The following is an 18,514-nucleotide window of genomic DNA, read 5'->3' as shown; positions in this document are numbered from 1 at the left end:
CAATCCCTGCATTTCATGCGGGAAATCGATTGCCGCGTTATTTGTGGATCGGGTCCTTCCAGAGCACTTCTTCCGGCTTCTCGATCGGCTCGATATCGAGGTTGACCACGACCGGGTCCTGGCCGGAGCGGCAGAGGACACATTCCAGGGTCTCGTCGCGGCTGGCGTTGATCTCCTGATGCGGCACGTAGGGCGGCACATAGATGAAATCGCCGGGGCCTGCCTCCGCCACGAATTCGAGATTGTCGCCCCAGCGCATCCGCGCTCTTCCCTTCAGCACGTAGATGATACTTTCCAGATCGCCATGGTGATGGGCGCCGGTCTTGGCGTTGGCATGGATCGTCACCGTGCCCGCCCAGATCTTTTCGGCACCCGCACGGGCGTTGTTGATCGCGGTCGCGCGGTTCATGCCGGGGGTCTGGGCGGTGTTGGGATCGAGCGAATTGCCCGGGATGACTTTCACGCCGTGCTCGCGCCAATCGACGTGGGAATGACCGTCATGGTCACTGTCATGAGTGTGATGATGATCGTCGTGACTATCGCTCAAGATCGGTTCTCGTTGACTAGGACGGGGCTCACCAACTCTTGCGAGTAGGGGGTCCGCGAGCCCCTAACCGGCGTCATGCCGGCTGGAGGCCACGTAGCTTTGCTTGCCGAACATGATCAATGGGAACGTCACAAATGTCAAAGAACTTGGTAAGCAGAGAATAATTTTCCTGTTTCAAATCAGGGCACTGTCACATTCCAGTACTTCTCCCCGGGGGGAGACAAAACAGAAAACCCCGCCAACGCGATCGGCGCCGGCGGGGCAAATGACTGGTCGAGAGGCGGGGAAGAGATTTATGCGCCTTGGATGAGCGGCAGGACTTCGAGAGAGCCGTGATAGATCATATCGAGCGCCACATAAACGATGACCGCCAGGCCCACATAGGCGATCCAGCGGAAGCGGGAGAGCAGTTTGGCGACGAAGTTGGCAGCGATCCCCATCAGTGCGATCGAGACGATCAGGCCGATGATCAGCACGGTCGAATGTTCCTTGGCGGCGCCGGCGACGGCCAGCACGTTGTCGAGCGACATCGAGACGTCGGCGACGACGATCTGGGTCGCGGCCTGAAAGAAAGTCTTCTGAGCGGCGTTTTCCTTGGCTTGTGCGGCGAGATGGGCATCGTCGCCCTGGCCCTCGCGCAGCTCGCTCCACATCTTCCAACAGACCCAGGCCAGCAGCAGGCCGCCGGCAAGCTGGAGCCCCTTGATCGCCAGAAGGTAGGTTGCGACGACCGCAAACACGAGGCGCAGTACGGTCGCCGCGGAGATGCCGAAGAGGATCGCCTTCTTGCGCAGTTCGGCAGGAAGACCGGCGGCGGCAAGACCGATGACGATGGCATTGTCGCCGGAAAGAACGAGGTTGATGGCGATGACCTCGAGAAGGGCCGCAAAGCCGGCTGCGGTGAAGAGTTCCATCATGAAGCGTGAACCTGAGTCGGGAGTGGATGAGGGGGGAAGGTGAGGATGTTCTTCTAGTCACATTTTCGTGGCGATTGGTACAGGATATTTCAGGGCGCTTGGCAAGCGGATTTTGCATTCTGTCAAATGTCATTATCCATTATCGAAGCGGTTGGCGCGTGCGGAAAAGCAACCGATCCGGGTAACCGCGTTTTTCGTCCGGATTCAGTTCCACTTGTCGCGACTCACCTGCCTCCTATATGGCCTCACGGCGGAGCGCGTCCCCGACCTGCCGCATCGCGGAGCGGATTTTCGCCGGTGGAGGCCATGGGACAAACATCCGATGGATGAAGGAGACGTTTATGGCGCAGAAAGCTGTTGTCCTCGTCGTCGAGGATGAACCGCTAATCCGATTCACCACGCTCGATGCGCTGGAAGAGGTCGGGCACCAGGTGTTGGAAGCAGGCAGTGCCGACGAGGCGATGGTACTCTTCCGCAACCGGTCCGATATCGACATCGTTTTTACCGACGTGAACATGGCGGGGTCGATGGATGGCATCCAGCTTGCTCAGCGGATACGCGCCATCCGCCCGAGCATCGGCATCATCATCACGTCGGGCGTCGTCAGCCTTGACCCGATGCTCCTGCCGACCAACACGGTGTTTCTGCCGAAGCCCTATCAGCACGACATGCTGCTGTCCTCGATCCACGACATGATGCCAGGCTGAATAGTGTTGGCCGAAGACGGGCCGGCGCAACGGAACCAAGTGGCGTGGCTTCCGGTTGTTTCTTCGACCAACCGGAGGAACCTTCACATGCTGATGAGGATCATTGCGTTTTCCGCCATTTCCCTGCTTTCGGCGCCAGTCCTCGCCCAGACATCAGGCACCGACGCCACCACCACTTTGCCCGGGACGACAACGACCGCGCCCAATGCCAATTCCGGCGCTTCGCCGGTCACCACGCTTCCCGGCGTCACCGATCCGACGACCACCAACAGCACGACCGGCACCGTCGATCAGGAAGATCACTGCCAGCCGCCGGGGACGCCGAACAATACCAATCCGAGCGCCGAAGCCTCGACGCTGCCGCGGCCTGAACAGGCGTGCAACTGAAAGAGACGCGAAAACACCTTTACTCTTCGTCAATCTCTATTAAGTTGGTAGACATTGAAGCGCCAGCGGAAGCGGATGCAAAACCGCTTTCCTGTGGCTTCCAAGACAACCTTTCGCCCAAAGCAACCCAGGACGAGGAGTGTGTGCTTGATGACCTATGATGTCGCCGTCGTCGGTTCCGGTTTTTCCGCAATCGCCCTTACCATCAACCTCCTGCGCTTCCTGCCGTCCTCCGCTTCGATCGCGGTGGTCGGCGACGATCCCGGCTTCGGACGAGGCACCGCCTACCGCACCGAATTCTATCTGCATCGTCTCAATGTCCCGGCGGCACGGATGAGCGTGTTCCCGGATCGACCGGACGATTTCGTCGAATGGCTACGCAGCCAGGGCAGGGCGGCCTTTCCGGAGGATTTCGCCTCTCGCGGCGACTACGGCCTTTACCTGCGCGATACGCTTGCCTCGCTGCTGAGGCCCCGTGAGCGGCGCGCGCATGTGGATTTTATCCGAGCCAAGGCGACGGCCTGCGTCGAGTGCGAACAGGACGGGATCATGTTCCATCTCGACAACGCCGGCGAACTGCGGGCCCGTACCGTCATTCTGGCGCTCGGCGTCGGCAATGCCGATCTGCCTTTGCCGAAGGATCGTATCGATCCGGGCGTCGGCTCCCGCATCATCGACAATCCCTGGCGGCTCGGCTGGCTTTCGCGCGTCGGCCGCACCGACGAACTCTGTATCTTCGGCTCCGGCCTGACGATGATCGACCAGGTTCTGTCGCTGCGCGCCCAAGGACATCGCGGCCGCATCCATGTCCTGTCGCGCCGCGGACTGGTGCCGCACCCGCATCCGACCCGGCGCGCCGCTCCCGTCACGCCGGATCTGCCCGATAGCCGCGAAATCAGCGCTCTGCTGCGCGCCTTGCGGCGACAGGTGGAGAACGGTGCCGACTGGCGGGGCGTCGTCGATGGCCTAAGACCGCAGACCCAGGCTTTGTGGCAGAGCCTGACCGCCGAGCAGCGCTCGCGGTTCCTACGCCATGCGCTTGCCTGGTGGAACGTCCACCGCCACCGCGTCGCGCCGGAAGTGTTCGCCCGCTTCAACGCGCTCCTGAGGGACGGTACGGTGACCGTGCATGCCGGTTTTCTCCGCTCGATCGAGAGAGACGGCGACGGTGCGAACGTCCGGTTCAGGCAACGCGGCACGCCGGACATTGCCTCCTTCCATGCGGACTGGATCGTCAACTGCAGCGGCATGGAGCGCGCCGGCATCGGCCATTCGCCGCTGCTGACCGAGATGCGGAACCTTGGGATGATCGCCATGGACGAACTCGGACTTGGCATCTCCGTTGATGGGCGGTCTCGCGTTCTCGATCCGGATGGCCGGCCACAGCCCGGCCTGTTTGCTGCCGGAGCGCTGACCGCCGGCCAGTTCTGGGAGATCACGGCGGTGCCGGATATCCGCGTACAGGCCAAGGCGCTTGCAGAGACAATCGCCACGGACATTTCCCGGACGGCACCACGGCGAGCCCGTATCGCGTAGTCGAGCATTCCGTGAGCACGATTTTCTCCTGATCGAGCATCAACGGCAGGTTCCTTGCTTTCATGCCGCGCCATCGACGTTAATCTGGAGAAAGTCATTGCGCAGGAAGGAATTTCCATGGCCCTGAAACTCGTCGGTCTCGCGGGGAGCTATAATCGCCCGTCCAAGACTTTTGCGCTGGTCGAACATATCGCCTCGGTCGCAGCCGAGCGTTATGGATTCGATACCCGGCTTCATGATCTCACCGATGTGGGACCGTCTCTTGGTCAGGCACAACGCCAGGGTGATTTGGATGAAGCGGCCGCCAGGGTACTGGCGGATGTCGTCGAGGCGGACTTCCTGATTGTCGGTTCGCCGACCTACAAGGGCAGCTATCCCGGGCTCTTCAAGCATTTCATCGATCTGATCGATCCCGAACAGCTGCGCGCCAAGCCGATCCTGATCACCGCTACCGGCGGCGGCGACCGGCACGCGCTGATGGTCGAACATCAGCTTCGGCCGCTTTTCGGTTTCTTCATGGCCCATACCCTGCCGACGGCCGTCTACGCGTCCGATCGCGATTTCGCCGACTACCGCATCATCTCCGAGGCGCTGCAGCAGCGGATCGGCTTTGCCGTCGATGAACTCGCCGCGTTCTTTCCTGTCCGGGAACTCGCCGCTGCCGAGTAACTTTACTTTCGTTCGCTTTGCCGTCATCAATCCCCCGCAACCGCAACGCGGAGGAGAACGCATGGCCATCGAAGAAGACATGGCGAAGATCGCCGAGCAGGAGAAGGCGCTGGTCTTCGACCGGTTCGACCTGACGACAGCCTGGGATCTCGGATCGCTGCTCCGGCAGATGGCCGTCGAGCGGGGCCTGAGCATCGTCATCGACGTGCAATTGCATTCGATGTCGGCCTTCTACACGGCGCTTCCGGGCACCAGCGCCGACAACCAGAGCTGGGTACGGCGCAAGCGCAATCTTGTGCTCCGCTTCTTCCAGTCCAGCTATGCAATCGGACGGAAGCTCGAGCTCCAGGGCGACACGGTCGAAAACCGATATGGTATTTCCGCGGCAGACCACGCGCCGCATGGCGGCAGCTTCCCGATCAAGGTCGCCGGCGTCGGCTGCATCGGAGCGGTGACCGTTTCGGGCCTGCCGCAGCGCGAGGATCATAACATGGTCGTCGAAGCCCTTGCGCGGATGACCGGCAAGGATATCTCCACACTCCGTCTCGACTGAGGAGATATTCTATGGCGCAGGCCGACATAAAGACCCCCGAAGAGGTTTTCAGCTTCTGGTTCAGGGAACTGACCCGCAAGGATTGGTTTGAGAAGAACGAGGCGCTCGATGAGGCGATGCGCCGGCATTTTGCCGCGACGCATCTCTCGCTTGCCCGGGGCGAGCTCGACGCGTGGCGGACTTCGCCGGAAAACCGGCTCGCGGCGGTGATCGTGCTCGACCAGCTTTCCCGCAATCTCTATCGCGGCACCCCGCTTGCCTTCGCAACGGACTGGCTGGCTTTGCGGGAGGCAAGGTTGGCAATCGAGGCCGGTGCGGATATGGCGGTCCTGCCCGAACAGCGCGGCTTCTTCTATCTCCCGTTCGAACACTCGGAAGTCCTTGCCGATCAGGATCGGTCGGTGGAGCTCTTCGCTTTGCTGGGGGATGCGGATTATCTGGATTATGCGGAGCGTCACCGCCTGGTGATCCGCGAGTTCGGCCGCTTCCCGCATCGCAATGCGCTGCTTGGCCGGGAATCGACCGCCGCCGAGCTGGAATATCTGGCCAAGCCCGGCGCCGGTTTCTGACGTTGAGGTAACTAGCGGCGGAACAGGCGTGCGACGGCGATCAGGATGCACGCGCCGATAAAGCCGGCGATGAGGTAAGCGATCCAGCCGCTACCCAGCGAAAGGTGGAAAAAGTTGAGAATGGCATTGGCGATGATGGCGCCGACAATGCCGAGAATGATGTTCATGATTAAGCCCATGTCGCTTTTCATGAACTTTTCAGCGAGCCAGCCGGCAATGCCGCCGATGATGATGGCTGCGATCCAGCCGATACCTGCCTGTTCCATGACTTACCCTCAATGATTGTTGGGACGGAGAAACGCGAAGAAATGTTCCAGGTTCCACGAATTGTTCCAATTCGTGGCCGGGCGTCAGAGCATTCCTTTTCTTCGCCCAGAAGTCACTCTATTTTCGCGCGCGAATCCGATCGAAAGACAAAAGAGCAGACATTTGACACAACTTCTCACGACCGGCCCTTCGACCATTCAACGGATAGCGTGCGCGCTCCTGGCGGCACTCATGATCGCTGCCCCGCTCGGCTTGCCCTCGCAGGCGGCCGCACAGGCGCAGCAGCAGGCACAAGGACAGCGCCAGGAACAGGTGGCGCCCGACGTCACCGTCGATTCCATCAATACCGATATGAAGGGCAAGATCGACGCGATCCGCCAGCAGCTCGATTCCTTTCGCAACCGGATACAGAGCGATGCCGACGACGATGCACGTCTTGCGGAACTCAGGGTTAGAGCGGAAGCGATCGTCGGCGAAATGCGATCCGCATCGGATGCCATGCGTACGCGTGTCGAACAGATACAGGCCCGCCTCAAGGGACTCGGCGAGCCGCCCGCAGCCGGCCAGCCGCCGGAAGCGCCCGCGGTCGTCGAGGAGCGCAACCGGCTGCTGAACGAGCGCTCGGAACTCAACATTATCGTCGACGACGCCGGCCAGCTTTCCAACAGCGCGACGCAGGTCGCCAACACGATCACCAATCTGCGCCGCACGCTGTTTACCCAGACGCTCTTCCGCCACACGGAGCTGTCGGGCGAGCTGTTCGCCGATGCCGGCAACGCATTCGTCGCGGAAGTCAGGAATTTCGGCTCCACCTTCAGCGGCTGGATCAGTTTCGTCTGGAAATTCAAGAAGCTGCAACTGCTCGGAGCGCTGGCACTGTCGCTCGGCGCGGCCATGCTCTTCCTGTCTGGAGGATACCGGCTGTTCGGGCGCTTCATCCGGCGCGACGACCATGAACATCCTTCCTATATCAGGCGTTTGTCGGTGGCCTTCTGGTCGACGGTGATCCAGACCGTGTCACTGGCGGCCTTCCTGGTCGCCTCCTTCCTGTTCCTCGACGGCTTCAACGTCCTGCGCACGGATATCACGCCGATCGTGGTGACATTTTTCGCATTCGTCTGGTTCGTCAATTTCGTCTGGAAGCTAACCTATGGCGTGCTGGCGCCCGGCGAACCGGAATGGCGGCTCGTCCGCATCACTAACCGTGGCGCCCATCTGCTGACACTCGCCGTGCTTGCCATGGCGATCGTCAACGGGCTCGACTATCTGCTCGGCGCGATCAGCGAGGCGCTGAATTCCCCGTTGGTTCTGACCATCGTCAAAAGCCTGCTCGCCTCCGTCATCATCGGCCTGATCCTGATCGCCATCTCCTTCATCCAGCCGCGGCTTGCCGAGGGCGAGGATCCCGATAGTCCGGGGCATCGCTGGCCGCGCTTCTTTCCTCTGTTCCTTCGCGTCATGGGCCTGCTCCTCATCCTGTCGGTGCTGACGGGATATGTCGGGCTTGCTCGGTTCGCCTCCACCCAGATCGTGCTGACCGGTGCGGTGATCGTGCTGATCTATATCGGACTGCTGTCGGGCAGGGCGATCTCGAAACAGGGATCGTTCACGGATACGGCCGCCGGCCGCCGGCTCGCCGAACGCTTTCATTTCGGCGAGGTGTCGCTCGACCAGGCGGGGCTTGTCGCGGGGCTTGGCATCTATGCCTTTGCGCTGATCCTCGGCATCCCCCTCATCCTCTTGACCTGGGGTTTCCAGATTGCCGATATCGAATCCTGGATCTACAGCTTTTTCACGCAGATCCGGATCGGTAACATCTCTATTTCGATCGTCGGTATTTTCGGCGGCATTCTGCTTTTCGGCCTCGGCTTCGTCATCACGCGCTGGATCCAAAAATGGATCGACGGCAATGTACTGGCGCGCAGCCAGGTGGATCTCGGCGTCCGTAATTCGGTCAAGACCGGTATCGGTTATCTCGGCGTCGGGCTTGCGGTGCTCGTCGGCGTTTCTGCCGCCGGCATCGACCTGTCGAGCTTCGCGCTGGTCGCATCCGCCTTGTCGGTCGGCATCGGTTTCGGTCTCCAGAATATCGTCTCGAACTTCGTGTCCGGCCTGATCCTGCTCGTCGAGCGGCCGTTCAAGGTCGGTGACCATGTGGTGACCGGGGCGACGGAAGGTATCGTCAAGCGCATTTCGGTGCGCGCCACGGAGATCGAGACGTTTCGCAAGCAGTCGATCATCGTGCCGAATTCCGACCTCATCAATTCGCCGGTCGGCAACTGGACGCACCGCAACAAGATCGGGCGTTCCGAAGTGCCGGTCGCGGTGAGCCACCATACCGATCCGCAGAAGGTGATGGATATTCTTTTGGAACTGGTCGACCAGGTTCCGGAAGTGCTGCGCAATCCGGAACCGCACGTGGAGTTCCTGAATTTCGGTCCGTCCTCGCTCAATTTCGAACTGAGGTTCCATTTGGCCGACATGGGCGAGGGTTTGAGGATCCGCAACAATCTGAGGATCGCCATCCTCAAGCGGTTCAAGGAGGAGGGGATCGCGATCCCGTTCCCGCAGCAGGAGATCATCTTTCATCGGGGCCGGCCGATCCTGCCGGAGGAGAACGATGCAAGAGGGGGCGCCTAACCGACCCTCTGCCCGAGCCCCGCGCGGCCATTCTGATGATCGTCGCGGGCTGGCTCCCGGCATGTCGTAAACAGGCGTTTGGCCCGCGTGCCGGAATTGCATAGTCGCTGCAGTTTGCGAAAAGGCCTCACGAGGCCGAAGAGGGGTTCTTTCCATGAAGACACATGCACGGGCGGTGGTGATCGGCGGCGGCGTGGTCGGTGTTTCGACGCTTTATCATCTGGCGAAAAAGGGCTGGAGCGACGCGGTTCTGATCGAACGCAAGGAATTGACCTCGGGTTCGACTTGGCATGCGGCGGGCCTTCTGCCGCTCTTCAACCTCTCCTATTCGGTCGGCCAGCTGCATAAATATTCGGTGCGTTTCTATCAGGAACTGCAGGAAGAGACGGGCATGAATGTCGGTTTCTCGAAAGTCTCGAACATCCGTCTCGCCCGCACCAAGGACCGCTGGGAAGAGTATATGTATTATGCCGGGATCGCCGAGACGATCGGCGTCACGGTCAACGTCCTGACGCCCGAACAGGTGAAGGAGATCTGGCCGCTCTGCGAGATGGATGGGATTCTCGGCGCCATCCAGCATCCTGACGACGGCTATATCCAGCCGGCGGACCTCACGCAGGCGCTTGCCAAGGGTGCGCGCGACCTCGGCGCCACGATCTATCGAAACACGACCGTCACCGCCATCGCACAACAGCCGGACGGGCTCTGGAAAGTGACGACCGACAAGGGCGAGATCACCGCCGAGCACATCATTTCCTGCACCGGCAACTTCGCGCGCAAGACCGGCGAGATGGTCGGCATCAACATTCCGGTCATCCCGGTCGAGCACCAGTACATCGTCACCGAGCCGCATCCGGCGATCCAGGAGCGCAAGGCCAAGGGCCTGCCGGAAATGGGGGTCCTACGCGAATCGGACTCCTCCTGGTACATGCGCGAGGAGAATGGCGGCCTGCTGCTCGGGCCTTACGAGGTCGGAGCACCCGTCTGTTACGTCGACGGTCCGTCCGACGAGAGCGAATATGAGCTCTTCAACGAGGAACTCGACCGGCTGATGCCCTATATCGAGACCGCCATCGTGCGCGTGCCGGCCTTCGGCGAAGTAGGCATCAAGAAGGTCTACAATGGGGCGATCGCCTATACGCCGGACGGCTCGCCGATCGTCGGCCCCGCACCTGGCCTCAAGAACTTCTGGCTGAACGAAGGCCATTCCTTCGGCATCACCGCGGCCGGCGGCGCCGGCTGGCAGCTCGCGGAATGGATCGTCGATGGCGAACCCACCGTCGACATGATGGGCGTCGATCCGCGCCGCTTCGGCCCTTACGCAACGGAAGGCTACCTCATCGAGAAGAACGAAGAGGCCTATGCCAATGTTTTCACGATGCATTATCCCGACGAGGAGCGTTCTGCCGCGCGTCCCTTGAAGACGACGCCGGTCTATGACCGGCTGAAGAAGATGGGTGCGGTGTTCGGCTCTGTCTACGGCTGGGAACGCGCCAACTGGTTCGCGCCTGAAGGTTATGAAGTGCCTGCGGAAGACCTCGGCGTCGGCGTCGAGGTGCTGACCGGTCACAATCATGCGCCGGCACTGGAAGATGGTCGGATCGTCGAAAAATGGTCTTTCCGCCGCTCGAACTATTTCGACCACGTGGGCAACGAGGTCAAGAATGTCCACGAGAATGTCGGCGTGCTCGACATGTCGGCCTTCGCCAAGATGGAAGTGTCCGGCCCGGGTGCGCGCGCTTTCCTCGACTCGATCTTCGCCAATGCGATCCCGAAGAAGCGCGGGCGCATCGCGCTCTGCCACCTGCTTACCAAACAGGGTGGGGTGCGCTCCGAGTTCACCGTCTACGAGTGGGCGCCGGATCGCTTCTATCTGGTATCGGCTGGTGCCTATGAGGCGCATGACCAGGATTATCTGCGCAAGCTCGCGCCGACGGATGGGTCGGTCAAACTCACCCAGATTACCCAGAGGCTCGGCGTGCTGGTTCTGGCCGGCCCGAAGTCTCGCCAGGTTTTGAAGAAGCTCACCCGCACCAGCCTCGACAACCGGGATTTCCCCTGGCTTTCCGGCAAGGAGATTTCCGTCGGCATGGCGTCCGCCCATGCGTTGCGCGTTAATTTCGTCGGCGAACTGGGCTGGGAACTGCATCACCCGATCGAGATGCAGAACTACATCTTCGACAAGCTGATGGAAGCCGGCGCCGAATTCGGCATCAAACCCTTCGGCATTCGTGCCATGCTTTCCATGTCGGTCGAGAAGTCGTATCGGCTTATCCCGCGCGAAATGTCGATCGAGTACAATGCCTACGAGTCCGGTCTCGACCGTTTCATCAAGACGGACAAGGAGTTCCTCGGCAAGCAAGGTCTGCTTTCCTATAGGGAGAAGGGGCTGAAGTGGAATTTCTGCACGCTGGTGGTCGAAGGCGCCAACGATCTCGATGCCCGCGGTTCGGAGGCGATCTACAATGAAGCCGGCGAATTGATCGGCCGCGCCACCAACGGCGCCTACGGCTGGCGGATCGGCAAGTCTCTGGCGCTGGCGATGGTGAAGCCGGGTTATGCGGAGACGGGCACGCGGCTCAAGATCAAGATTCTCGGCAATCTCTACAATGCCAGCGTCGTCGCCGAGAGCCCGTTCGACACCGACAACGTTGCACTGCGCGCGTGAAATCCGGCTAAAAGTAAGAAACCATTGACATTGACGGGCGGTCTTCGGGCCGCCTGTTCCATTTTTGGACGAGAAAGCCGCTCCGATTAACGGTTCTGCAAAGCGTTTGTACTACGGCTGTTAGCAGAGGGGATAATTACTTATCGACAGGGGCACCATGACATTCCTCGGCATTTCCGGGATGCAGTATTCCGGCCAATCACTGGCAAACTCCCGCATCCTACTTGCGGAAGATTCCAACGTCTTTACCTCGATGATCGGTACCCGGCTCAAGGAGCTGTTCGGCATCGAGGTTGAGATCTGCCGCAATTTCGAGGAATTGCAGGTTGCCTATGACCGTTCGAGCGAACCGGTCACACTGGCGATTTCCAATATCAACCTGCCGGGTGCGGAAAACGGCGAGGCGCTGGAATATCTCGTCGATCTCTCGATCCCCACCATCGTCTTTACCGGCACGTTCCACGAAGAGACGCGCGACAAGCTGCTGACCAAGGACATCGTCGACTATATCCTCAAGGACAATGTCTTTGCGGTTGAGATGCTGGCCGAATCGGTCTGCCGGTTCCTCACCAATCATCGCCACCACGTGCTGATCGTCGACGACAGCCCGACGGCGCGGGCGCTGCTGTCCAGCCGTCTGAAGCGCTACAATTTCCGGGTCAGCGTTGCGGAGAACGGTGCCAAGGCCTTGGATATTCTGAAGAAGAACCCGGATATCGGCCTCGTCGTCACCGACTACAACATGCCCGATATCGACGGTTTCGAGCTGACCCGCCGCATCCGCTCGGTGCGCGGTTCGCACGAACTGCGGATTATCGGCGTGTCGTCTTCTTCGAACCGGCTGCTTTCGGCCCGTTTCCTGAAGGCTGGCGGCAACGACTTCATGCTGCGGCCCTTCATCGACGAGGAATTTTACTGCCGCGTCAACCAGAACCTGGATACACTGATCCAGATCTGGTCGATGCAGGCAAAACGTCAGGACTCGACGGTCAAGAACGTCGCCTGATCTGCGAGGGTTTTTCGCATGCCCTATCTTCAAAGCCAGCACTTCCGGAAGTCGGAACGTCTGACCTACGGCTGGGCTGCGCCGTCACCGGTCCAGATGGAGATGGCTAATCTCACCGCCGATCCGTTGACGGGGTTTGCCAATCTGAGGGAGTTCTATCGGCTTGGTTCACCGCTGGTGGGGACCTGCCTTTCCGAGGGCACGTCCTGCGCCGTCGCAATCGTCGACATCGATCATTTCCGGCGGTTGAACGATACCCATTGCGAGGAAACGATCGCTGAGGTCCTGAAGGCGATCGCGGCCAAACTCGATGCCGCGTGCAGCGGCGGCCGGCACCTCCTTGCCCGGCTGGACGACGAGGAATTCGGCCTGCTGCTGGTCGGTTTCGACGGCGCGGCGGCAACGGATTTCTGCGAAAAGCTGAGGCTTGAGATCGCCGGCATGCGGATCGCTTCGGGCGACAACGACTTCTCGATAACCGTCTCGATCGGACTGGCAGAAGTCTACGGTCCGGAGACCTTCGACAATTACCTCAATGCTGCAGAACAATTCCTGTTCATGGCGAAGAGCTTCGGCCGCAACCAGGTCTTTTCGGATCATACGGTCGTGCTGCAAGCGGCGGGCTGACAGCCGCAGTCGACAGGATCAGGCCACCACGCCGATGCGCGAGGTGTTCATGTTGAGCTTGCGCTCGGCGCGTTCCTGCTGCGGCGATCGGTTATAGACCTCGCGATAACATTTCGAGAAATGCGAGGCGGACACGAACCCGCAGGCAACCGCCACTTCGACCACCGGCATCGACGACTGCACCAGCAGGTGCCGTGCCCGGTCGAGCCGGATTTCCAGATAATAGCGCGCCGGCGAGCGGCCCATTTCCTGACGGAACAGGCGTTCGATCTGGCGCCGGGAGAGGCCGGCGTCGTCAGCAATCTCCACCAGCGACAGCGGTTCAGAGAGATTGTTCTCCATCACCTCGATGATCGTCAGAACCTTGGCGTTCTGGACGCCGAGGCGTGCCCGCAGCGGCAGGCGCTGGCGGTCGTGCGGGTTGCGGACGCGGTCCGTCAACTGCTGTTCGCAGACGCGGTTGACGAGGTTCTCGCCGAAATCCTGGCTGATCAGGTTCAGCATCATGTCGAGCGAGGCGGTGCCGCCGGCGCAGGTATAGAGGTTCGAATCGACCTCGTAGAGATCCGCATAAACTTCTGCCTGCGGAAATGCCTCGGCAAATCCGGGAAGGTTTTCCCAGTGTATGGCACAACGCTTGCCGTTCAGCAGCCCGGCCTGGGCGAGCACATGTGCTCCGGTGCAGAGGCTTCCAACGGCAATGCCGCGGTTATAGGTTTCGCGCAGCCAGGCGTTGACGGACTTGTTGTTGAATTCCTCAACGTAGACGCCCGAGCAGACCAGAACCATGTTCGGGCGGTTTTCGCCGGAGAGGCTGCGACGTTCGTCGGCCAGCGACGAATTTACCTCAATCCCGATGCCGCTCGAGGAATAGACCTTTTCGCCGTCGGCGGAACAGAGCCGCCAGGTATAGGCCGAGTATCCGAGCATGCGATTGGCGATTCGGAGCGTCTCCACCGCTGCGGCAAAAGGCAGCATGGTGAAATGGGGAACAAGAAAAAAGACGAGAGAGCGCTTTGCTGCCGGGTTTTTGGTCATCACATTCATGCCGTCATTCCCCTTGTTCGTGGCCGTACATTGCGGCCCGCTTTTCTTCAAAAGCGACATTGGCACGGGGAAAGGCGGCGGAGAAGGGCTTTCGACGACAGGCTGATAACATTTTTGCGACATAAGCGGGTCGCAGACATAATTGTCAAAGGCAGCAGGCTCAAAGCGTGTCTCAGACTACATGGCCCGCTTCACCGGTTCGTGTGCGGGCCATGGGCCGGGAGGTTATCGGCGATGCGGTGCGGCATTGGTCGTCGGCCATCCGATGTCCTTGCGGATTTCTGCCGGCAAACCTTCCAGCATCCTTTCGGTCTGGCGGCGACGCCATTGGTCGCGAAGTCCAAACACCGCAGTAAGGGCAGGGCGGATCAGCGAGACGAACGACGACTGACGCCGGGAGCGATCGCTCTCCTGATAGGTGATCATGGTCATGTCAGTTCTCCTTGGGTGTTTCATGGAGCAGCGCTCTATGGGAACAATGAACGCCGTCAATCCATCAATCAATCGGATGCAAGTTATGCGTCTCATGAAATTCTGTTGCAGATCGACGCCCGCTTCCGATGCTTTTGACTATGCCTCTCGTTTGACATTCAATCAAACGAAATGATATGGTGTTTAAGTTCAGAATTATTGATAGAGGCTGACATGACTGTTCCATTCCGCCCGCCGCTCCCGCTGCTCGATAACGACGTATTGCGCACCTTCGTAGCGATTGCCGAAACCGGCAATTTCTCGACCGCGGCCGATGCGGTTCTGCGCACGCCGTCGGCTGTTTCGATGCAGATCAAGAAGCTGGAAGAGCAGTTGAAGACGACGCTCTTCCTGCGCGACGCCCGCTCGGTGTCGCTGACGCAGCATGGCGAGATGCTGCTCTCCTATGCACGGCGCATGCTGGCGCTCTCCAATGAAGCCGTGTCACGTTTCGTCATGCCGGAACTTGCCGGCGTGGTGCGCCTCGGTGCGCCGGACGATATCGCCGAACGCCTTCTGCCGAAGGTGCTCAAGGATTTCGGCGAGAGCTTTCCGGGCATCATGGTCGATGTCACCGTCGACATGAGCCTTGCGCTCAAGAAGCGCATGGACGAGCAGCGCCTGGATCTGGCTCTGATCAACTGTGCCACGCGGCCTTTCGCGACGGCAGGCGAGATGATCCACACGGAACGACTGGTCTGGGCCGGCGCCAAATGCGGCACCGCCTATCTGCGCGATCCGCTGCCGATTTCGGTCTGGGAGGACGGCTGCGTCTGGCGTCAGGATGCAATTGCCCAGCTTGAGAAGCACAAGCGGAGCTATCGCATCGCCTATGCCAGCGCCCATACGATGGCGCAGCGCGCCGCCGTGCTGTCCGATCTGGCAATCGCGCCGTTCCCGCGCTCCTACGTCACCGACGACATGCAGATACTCGGGGCGAAAGAGGGCCTGCCGGAGCTCATCAACTTCGATATCCGCCTGTTGACGGCACCGCAGCTTTCTGTGCCCGGCAAGGCCGTGGCCGAAAGCATCCGCGAAGCTTTCGGCTCGCTGGTCGCCGCTGCTGCCTGATCCTACTCGCGGCTGCGGCGACGTCTGCGGCCGCCTTCTCCCGGAGGCTCGGCCAGCGCCTTGCGCTCCGGCAGGGTGATGACCGCCGCCAGGTGTGGGAAGGCATCAACCTTGTTCGGCAGGGCCATGGCATAAACGAAATGCTCCTGGAATTTCGGCTCCAGGGCTGTTTCGATCTTCTCGATCCTGCGCACGGTTTCCTCGATCTCGCGACGGTAGCCGCGGTTCAGCAGGCACATCCGTGCGCCCGTGCCTGCGGCATTACCGACCGATTTGACGCGGCCCAGATCGCAATCCGGGATAAGACCCAGCACCATCGCGTATTTCGGATCGATGAACGTGCCGAAGGCGCCGGCGAGCCCGATGCGGTCGACATGGTCGACACCCTGCTTGTCCATCAACAGCTTGACGCCGGCATAAAGTGCCGCCTTGGCGAGCTGGATGGCGCGCACGTCGTTCTGGGTCACGGTGATGCGCTGCTCGCCGTCATGCACGAGATAGGAGAAGGTCCGGCCGTTCTGGAGGATGCGCGGGCTGCGCTCCGCCATCGCGCCGTCCACCACGCCGTCTTCCGAGATCAATCCGGCGAGATACATTTCGGCAATCACTTCGATGATCGCCGAACCGCAGATGCCGGTGATGCCGGTCGCAGCGGCTGCATCGGCGAAACCCGTTTCGTCCGACCAGGGCTCGACGCCGATCACCCGGAAGCGCGGCTCAAGGGTTTCGGCGTCGATGCGGATACGCTCGATGGCGCCGGGTGCTGCCCGCTGGCCCGACGAGATTTCCGCACCCTCGAAGGCCGGACCGGTCGGCGAGGAGGCTGCGACGACGCGGGTCGAATTGCCGAGCACGATTTCCGCATTGGTGCCGATATCGACCAGCAGCATCATCTCCTCCTGCCGGTGCGGACCTTCCGACAGAGTTGCCGCCGCGGCATCGGCGCCGACATGGCCGGCGATGCAGGGCAGGAGATAAGTGCGGGTGCCATCGTTCATCGGCAAGCCGATCTCGGAGGATCTGACCTTTACCGCTCCGGAAACGGCAAGCGCGAAGGGGGCTCCGCCAAGCTCCGTCGGATCGATCCCGAGGAACAGATGGTGCATGATCGGATTGCCGACGAAGACGCTGTCGAGAATGTCGGTGCGAGAGACGCCGCCGTCAGCGCAGACCTTGTCGATCAACCCATTCAGCGCCTCGCGCACGGCTAACGTCATCGCCTCGCGGCCATCGGGGTTCATCATCACATAGGAAACGCGGCTCATCAGATCTTCGCCGAAGCGGATCTGCGGGTTCGACGTGCCCGCCGACGCCACGGTGCGACCCGACAGCAGCGACGACAGATGCATGGCGATCGTCGTCGAGCCGATATCGCAGGCAATCCCGTAGGCCTCGTTCTTCAGGCCGGGATAGAGCGCGACGAGCCGGGCACGGTCATCGTCGCGATCTTTGTGGATTGCTGCCGTGACCTTCCACTCGCCCTTGCGCAGAATCTGCTGGACCTTGGGAATCAGGTGGAAATCAACATCCAGATCGTCGAAATGCCACTCGGCGGCAAGCACCGTCTTCAGGCGGTCGAGATCGCCGAGCGGTTTTTCCATGTCGGGCTCTTCCACCTCGACATAACACATGCGGATAGCCGGATTGCGGTCGAAGACACGCTCGTCGGCGGCCTTGCGGACTACCTGAGCATTGATCACCGTATCCTGAGGAACGTCGATGACGAGATCGCCGAGAATCTGGGTCGAGCAGGAGAGGCGGCGACCTTCGGGAAGCCCGCGCACGCGGTCGTAGCGCTCTTCCTTTGGGCCGAGCGGTGACAGATGGTCGTTCGCCGAGGTAATGCCGTGCTTGGCGAAATGTCCCTCCTGGACTGAGATTTGGCATCGCCCGCAGGTCGCCCGCCCGCCGCAGACGCTTTCCACATAGACGCCAAGCTGACGCGCGGCATCGAGCACCGGCGTGCCGACCGGAAACCGGCCGCGCTTGCCGGACGGCATGAAGAGGACGAGGGGATCTTTTTTGGGACTTGAGGCCATCGCTGTCTCAACGGCTCTTTTCAAACAGGAATGTGAATGGTTGAAAATTTGAAAGGTCGTACTCCGAGAGATCCTCAGTCTCCAGGAAACGCTCTGCCTCGTCATCTGACGTTAGTATCGGAAGGCGACGCAATGCGGACTTCCGTTTCCGGGCGATAGATCGGCTTGAGGGCTTACGTTGTCCCAAGCGCGTCAGAGGGATTGTTTGGCAAGGTGGCTGGAGTTCCCTTGAGAGCAGATAGGACAAAAGTTCAGCTAGAGTTTGATATATTTCGAATTTCGATGTTGGAACATCGACGTGGCCCGCTCTTAAAGGTTTGTCACCGTTGCTATTGGCTGTCGCGCGCTTAGTTGTCTTGAACTTTGATATGTCAGGCAACCGTTCGCCCGCATCAGAAGAGAAGACGTAATATGGGCCAAGGTCTAGGCGGTCATTGACCTCTATATAAACAATGCAGCCGCTAGGCTTTTCTGCAAGCAGTCTTGAAACTGAAATAGGCTTTAACTTGGTTCCAGCTTTGAGCTGGATATGTCGAACGAGCTGACCTGCGGTAATGACGAGATCGTACCCGTAGGCATCGAATTCCGATCTAAGGATTTCGACGTTTACGACCCCGTTCTGCCACAGCAACCGTAGCGCGGCGCCTACGAAAAGATGCTCGACGATATTTTCTCTTAGAGACGAATTTATATGGTGCTGATCAGTGTTGAACATTTCTATTCCTGCGCCGCATTAGCGCCAGCCCGTGCGGCCCGGCCGCCGCGTCGGCCGCTGGCAGCCGACGATGCTGCC

Annotated in this window: 18 protein-coding genes; 11 read left to right on the top strand and 7 right to left on the bottom strand. The window is 60.4% G+C overall.

Annotation, left to right across the window (positions count from 1 at the left end; translation table 11 throughout):
- Positions 1-37 precede the first annotated feature (37 nt).
- Positions 38-547 (bottom strand): cupin domain-containing protein, encoded by a 510-nt coding sequence (locus MOV63_RS23890; protein ID WP_038543330.1) that lies wholly within the window; start codon positions 545-547, stop codon positions 38-40.
- 293 nt (positions 548-840) lie between these two features.
- Positions 841-1,461 carry a TerC family protein gene (locus MOV63_RS23885; protein WP_038549261.1) on the bottom strand — a complete coding sequence of 207 codons (621 nt, stop codon included), beginning with the start codon at positions 1,459-1,461 and terminating at the stop codon, positions 841-843.
- Between the two features lie 344 nt (positions 1,462-1,805).
- Between MOV63_RS23885 and MOV63_RS23880 the strand changes: the two genes are divergently transcribed.
- The 6 genes from MOV63_RS23880 to MOV63_RS23855 all read left to right on the top strand — a co-directional run bounded on the left by MOV63_RS23880 (position 1,806) and on the right by MOV63_RS23855 (position 5,885).
- A complete protein-coding gene (locus MOV63_RS23880; RefSeq protein ID WP_038543328.1) occupies positions 1,806-2,171 on the top strand; it encodes a response regulator in 366 nt (121 codons plus the stop codon).
- 87 nt (positions 2,172-2,258) lie between these two features.
- Complete coding sequence (locus MOV63_RS23875; RefSeq protein ID WP_247037574.1) at positions 2,259-2,558, top strand: hypothetical protein; 300 nt, start codon at positions 2,259-2,261, stop codon at positions 2,556-2,558.
- Between the two features lie 150 nt (positions 2,559-2,708).
- Complete coding sequence (locus tag MOV63_RS23870) at positions 2,709-4,094, top strand: FAD/NAD(P)-binding protein (protein ID WP_247037566.1); 1,386 nt, start codon at positions 2,709-2,711, stop codon at positions 4,092-4,094.
- Positions 4,095-4,211: 117 nt separating this feature from the next.
- Positions 4,212-4,763, top strand: coding sequence for an FMN reductase (msuE, locus tag MOV63_RS23865; RefSeq protein ID WP_247037564.1), 552 nt, complete (start codon positions 4,212-4,214; stop codon positions 4,761-4,763).
- Between the two features lie 61 nt (positions 4,764-4,824).
- A complete protein-coding gene (locus tag MOV63_RS23860) occupies positions 4,825-5,316 on the top strand; it encodes a heme-degrading domain-containing protein (RefSeq protein ID WP_247037562.1) in 492 nt (163 codons plus the stop codon).
- A gap of 11 nt (positions 5,317-5,327) precedes the next feature.
- Complete coding sequence (locus tag MOV63_RS23855; protein WP_038543318.1) at positions 5,328-5,885, top strand: DUF924 family protein; 558 nt, start codon at positions 5,328-5,330, stop codon at positions 5,883-5,885.
- Positions 5,886-5,896: 11 nt separating this feature from the next.
- On the opposite strand, the gene MOV63_RS23850 is transcribed toward MOV63_RS23855, so the two are convergent.
- Positions 5,897-6,151 carry a GlsB/YeaQ/YmgE family stress response membrane protein gene (locus tag MOV63_RS23850; protein WP_038543316.1) on the bottom strand — a complete coding sequence of 85 codons (255 nt, stop codon included), beginning with the start codon at positions 6,149-6,151 and terminating at the stop codon, positions 5,897-5,899.
- 232 nt (positions 6,152-6,383) lie between these two features.
- Between MOV63_RS23850 and MOV63_RS23845 the strand changes: the two genes are divergently transcribed.
- The 4 genes from MOV63_RS23845 (at position 6,384) to MOV63_RS23830 (ending at position 13,093) form a co-directional block, all read left to right on the top strand.
- On the top strand, positions 6,384-8,792 hold the full coding sequence (locus MOV63_RS23845; RefSeq protein ID WP_051899729.1) for a mechanosensitive ion channel family protein: 2,409 nt from the start codon (positions 6,384-6,386) through the stop codon (positions 8,790-8,792).
- Positions 8,793-8,946: 154 nt separating this feature from the next.
- On the top strand, positions 8,947-11,460 hold the full coding sequence (locus MOV63_RS23840) for an FAD-dependent oxidoreductase (RefSeq protein ID WP_247037554.1): 2,514 nt from the start codon (positions 8,947-8,949) through the stop codon (positions 11,458-11,460).
- A gap of 157 nt (positions 11,461-11,617) precedes the next feature.
- Positions 11,618-12,466 (top strand): response regulator, encoded by an 849-nt coding sequence (locus MOV63_RS23835; protein WP_038543311.1) that lies wholly within the window; start codon positions 11,618-11,620, stop codon positions 12,464-12,466.
- Between the two features lie 18 nt (positions 12,467-12,484).
- The gene (locus MOV63_RS23830; protein WP_247037553.1) at positions 12,485-13,093 is read left to right on the top strand and encodes a GGDEF domain-containing protein; all 609 of its coding nucleotides are present in this window, start codon (positions 12,485-12,487) and stop codon (positions 13,091-13,093) included.
- Positions 13,094-13,111: 18 nt separating this feature from the next.
- Here MOV63_RS23830 and MOV63_RS23825 read toward each other — a convergent pair whose 3' ends face one another.
- Positions 13,112-14,131, bottom strand: a complete 1,020-nt coding sequence (locus MOV63_RS23825; RefSeq protein ID WP_247037610.1) for a GlxA family transcriptional regulator — start codon at positions 14,129-14,131, stop codon at positions 13,112-13,114.
- Positions 14,132-14,365: 234 nt separating this feature from the next.
- Positions 14,366-14,572: a hypothetical protein gene (locus MOV63_RS23820; protein WP_038543309.1), complete on the bottom strand. Its 207-nt coding sequence runs from the start codon at positions 14,570-14,572 to the stop codon at positions 14,366-14,368.
- A gap of 171 nt (positions 14,573-14,743) precedes the next feature.
- Between MOV63_RS23820 and MOV63_RS23815 the strand changes: the two genes are divergently transcribed.
- Complete coding sequence (locus tag MOV63_RS23815; RefSeq protein ID WP_247037550.1) at positions 14,744-15,682, top strand: LysR family transcriptional regulator; 939 nt, start codon at positions 14,744-14,746, stop codon at positions 15,680-15,682.
- Positions 15,683-15,684: 2 nt separating this feature from the next.
- Here the strand turns inward: MOV63_RS23815 and MOV63_RS23810 are convergent, their stop codons facing one another.
- Both MOV63_RS23810 and MOV63_RS23805 read right to left on the bottom strand, forming a co-directional pair.
- On the bottom strand, positions 15,685-17,721 hold the full coding sequence (locus MOV63_RS23810; RefSeq protein WP_247037547.1) for an ASKHA domain-containing protein: 2,037 nt from the start codon (positions 17,719-17,721) through the stop codon (positions 15,685-15,687).
- A 7-nt stretch (positions 17,722-17,728) separates the two neighbouring features.
- Positions 17,729-18,436, bottom strand: coding sequence for a CopG family antitoxin (locus MOV63_RS23805; RefSeq protein WP_247037545.1), 708 nt, complete (start codon positions 18,434-18,436; stop codon positions 17,729-17,731).
- Positions 18,437-18,514 lie beyond the last annotated feature (78 nt).

Origin of the sequence: Neorhizobium sp. SHOUNA12A (assembly GCF_023006505.1) — a bacterium.
In the GTDB taxonomy this organism is placed as follows: Bacteria; Pseudomonadota; Alphaproteobacteria; order Rhizobiales; family Rhizobiaceae; genus Neorhizobium.
This window is presented reverse-complemented; position numbering and strand designations above follow the sequence as displayed.

Bases quoted from the DNA above. Each gene is read 5' to 3' on its own strand.
- MOV63_RS23885 (WP_038549261.1), bottom strand. From the start codon at position 1,461: ATGGAACTCTTCACCGCAGCCGGCTTTGCGGCCCTTCTCGAGGTCATC.
- MOV63_RS23880 (WP_038543328.1), top strand. From the start codon at position 1,806: ATGGCGCAGAAAGCTGTTGTCCTCGTCGTCGAGGATGAACCGCTAATC.
- MOV63_RS23875 (WP_247037574.1), top strand. From the start codon at position 2,259: ATGCTGATGAGGATCATTGCGTTTTCCGCCATTTCCCTGCTTTCGGCG.
- MOV63_RS23870 (WP_247037566.1), top strand. From the start codon at position 2,709: ATGACCTATGATGTCGCCGTCGTCGGTTCCGGTTTTTCCGCAATCGCC.
- msuE (WP_247037564.1), top strand. From the start codon at position 4,212: ATGGCCCTGAAACTCGTCGGTCTCGCGGGGAGCTATAATCGCCCGTCC.
- MOV63_RS23860 (WP_247037562.1), top strand. From the start codon at position 4,825: ATGGCCATCGAAGAAGACATGGCGAAGATCGCCGAGCAGGAGAAGGCG.
- MOV63_RS23855 (WP_038543318.1), top strand. From the start codon at position 5,328: ATGGCGCAGGCCGACATAAAGACCCCCGAAGAGGTTTTCAGCTTCTGG.
- MOV63_RS23850 (WP_038543316.1), bottom strand. From the start codon at position 6,151: ATGGAACAGGCAGGTATCGGCTGGATCGCAGCCATCATCATCGGCGGC.
- MOV63_RS23845 (WP_051899729.1), top strand. From the start codon at position 6,384: ATGATCGCTGCCCCGCTCGGCTTGCCCTCGCAGGCGGCCGCACAGGCG.
- MOV63_RS23840 (WP_247037554.1), top strand. From the start codon at position 8,947: ATGAAGACACATGCACGGGCGGTGGTGATCGGCGGCGGCGTGGTCGGT.
- MOV63_RS23835 (WP_038543311.1), top strand. From the start codon at position 11,618: ATGACATTCCTCGGCATTTCCGGGATGCAGTATTCCGGCCAATCACTG.
- MOV63_RS23830 (WP_247037553.1), top strand. From the start codon at position 12,485: ATGCCCTATCTTCAAAGCCAGCACTTCCGGAAGTCGGAACGTCTGACC.
- MOV63_RS23825 (WP_247037610.1), bottom strand. From the start codon at position 14,131: ATGACCAAAAACCCGGCAGCAAAGCGCTCTCTCGTCTTTTTTCTTGTT.
- MOV63_RS23820 (WP_038543309.1), bottom strand. From the start codon at position 14,572: ATGACCATGATCACCTATCAGGAGAGCGATCGCTCCCGGCGTCAGTCG.
- MOV63_RS23815 (WP_247037550.1), top strand. From the start codon at position 14,744: ATGATATGGTGTTTAAGTTCAGAATTATTGATAGAGGCTGACATGACT.
- MOV63_RS23810 (WP_247037547.1), bottom strand. From the start codon at position 17,721: ATGGCCTCAAGTCCCAAAAAAGATCCCCTCGTCCTCTTCATGCCGTCC.
- MOV63_RS23805 (WP_247037545.1), bottom strand. From the start codon at position 18,436: ATGTTCAACACTGATCAGCACCATATAAATTCGTCTCTAAGAGAAAAT.